Annotated in this window: 3 protein-coding genes; all 3 read right to left on the bottom strand. The window is 34.5% G+C overall.

Annotated features, from left to right (window positions below):
- Positions 1-281: 281 nt before the first annotated feature.
- The gene (locus tag ASE55_RS03835; RefSeq protein ID WP_128414495.1) at positions 282-731 is read right to left on the bottom strand and encodes a hypothetical protein; all 450 of its coding nucleotides are present in this window, start codon (positions 729-731) and stop codon (positions 282-284) included.
- Positions 732-1,131: 400 nt separating this feature from the next.
- On the bottom strand, positions 1,132-1,428 hold the full coding sequence (locus ASE55_RS03825) for a hypothetical protein (RefSeq protein WP_056215813.1): 297 nt from the start codon (positions 1,426-1,428) through the stop codon (positions 1,132-1,134).
- Between the two features lie 5 nt (positions 1,429-1,433).
- Positions 1,434-2,306: polymorphic toxin type 17 domain-containing protein (locus tag ASE55_RS03820; RefSeq protein ID WP_238584985.1), on the bottom strand; the 873-nt coding region annotated here is incomplete at its 5' end.

The raw sequence follows: 2,306 nt of genomic DNA, 5'->3' as shown, positions 1-2,306 counted from the left end.
TTCAGAATCTTGGCGATCTGCTCCGGACTGAATCTGCTCTTTTTCATAGTGATTTTTACAATTTAAAATTAATAATTCTATACTTTTAAATTGTACTGCTTTTAGGGGAGCTTACACAACAGATTGCTTTTTTCATGATGGTTTATTACTCTCCAATATGCATCACCTCCCTTTCTCCCAGACTTAGAACCAGGGTAATACCTTATTTGCTTACCTGATAACTTACCAATTGGCATGACTTCAGAAACTTTAAATCCACCACCTTTGTTACTTCCTTTACCTCAGGTTCCTATCTTCCAATTTTTATCTGACTTGACACTTTTTATGAAATTATTAGGATGCATTTTTGCCAATACTTTTGGATTGTCCATAACCTGTCCTATTGTAACCTTGCGTCCAGTAATAATTTTCTCGGACAATACTGTTGTAGTAATCATAGCTGATGCATAACCTAAGCCTTCAGGAGTTTGTACATCATCAATAATATCTCCTGATGTAACATAACGATTAAACTCATTACCCTGCTTTACCATTTCACTAAGGCCCTTAGCATATCCTTCCTTATCTAATGTAATCGTAGACTCAGCCATATCAACTGATTGTATTATTGAAGAAGCAACATTTCCTATATAATTACCAGCTTCCTTAAAAAAGCGAGTTATTGTTTCGCCCGTTTTTGTAAGATCCTCAATCTTTCCACCTCCAGAACTATATCCTAAGGCAGGGGACAAGGTCTGTTTTTGACCTTTTCCGAACTTGATTATCAAGGCTTTGTCAAAGATAATTTTTCCTTTTCAATTGAAAAAACAATGGGTTGATTATCAAAAAAAGAATCAGAAAAAAGCCCGGGCAAAATTCTAAGTAACATAAATAGGCTGCATTATGACGGTTCTATTCCCAAAGAAATAATCTTGGAAGACAAAACCGAACTCGAACAAATTCGTTTGATACAGCAACTCGAAGAGGAAGATAAGCAAACCATTTTCCGGCTCGTGGAAAAAATGCTTACCAATAAAAAAAAGACTTTTTTGCTAAAAATGCCGTTGCATTATAAAATACCAAACCCTCGCATTTGCGAGGGTTTATGGTTATCAGTTCAAAGTCAGGAGACTTTGCGCAGCTAGGAATATTTTAATATAACTCGAAATTCACCCACGATATTCCTTCAATTTTAATTCTATTTTCAGACATAGCACTATTAATATTATTGCTTTCATCTAAAGTGATATTCCAGTGATTAGAAAATATTGAAAGAATCTGATTGCTTAAAGTATTTTGCTCAATTTCAAATTCCCATACTAAAGTATTTTTAATTTTATAATTCCCAATATTCTCATTATTTAATTCTTTAAAAAAAAGAATTTGTTTAATTTGAGTCAATATTTTCTCTTTTTTATTTTTATCTATTATCAATCTAATTCCAATCATAATTTTTATTTGTGAGTAATTTTTCCTTTAAGGGATACATTTAGATGTTTTCCATCTCTACTAAATTTTAACTTTTTAAACAGAGTTCCACTCTTCGATGTTAATTGCACATCCCATTCAAATGCCTCATTTTTAGTTCTACTTGGTCTTTTCTTCCACGTATTTCCAAACTTATCAACATAACCATTATTCTTCTTTGTCAATTTTCCATTTTTCAAATCAGATGCGGAAGGTACAAATCTCATTCCTCCTTGTGTTGGTAGCTCTGCATCTTTAAGTAATCTTTTTGATGCAACTTTTCTGGATGCATTTGATAATGCATTCGCCTGAGCTGCAGCATCATCAGCAGGTCCTGGAGTTATTAGAGCTCCAAGCATTAATGTTATGTCAGCAAATGCCTTTCCACTATCATGTGAAGCAGTTTCACCTACCATCTCCATCATCTCGTCTTGCTCAACAGCAAGATCAGTATAAGATTTTGATGAACCTTTTGGTCCAGAGGAATGCCATCTACCAGTATCTAAAGTATTTCTTCTATCTGTTTTATATACGGTTGCATTAAAACCATTCCAAAATTCTGACCAGTCAACTTGCTTCCCATTAGGATCAACATATCTAATTGGATTTTGATAGGTGTAGATGTAAGGATTAAGGTTACCCCAGAAGAATACTCCGCCGTTGTGTTGTCCGTCTCCATAAAACTCTGTTTCCATTACCGGATTATAGACCGCTAGTGGATCCACCCCATACCAGATACTTAACCTCGGGTTATAATATCTTGCACCATAATAATACAACCCTGTATCTTCATCCAATTCCTTTGCATTGAACTTATATGGATTATTGTATGATCCGTCCATCTGCTCCAACATGGTTTC

Source organism: Chryseobacterium sp. Leaf201, from assembly GCF_001421435.1.
GTDB lineage: Bacteria > Bacteroidota > Bacteroidia > Flavobacteriales > Weeksellaceae > Chryseobacterium.
This window is presented reverse-complemented; position numbering and strand designations above follow the sequence as displayed.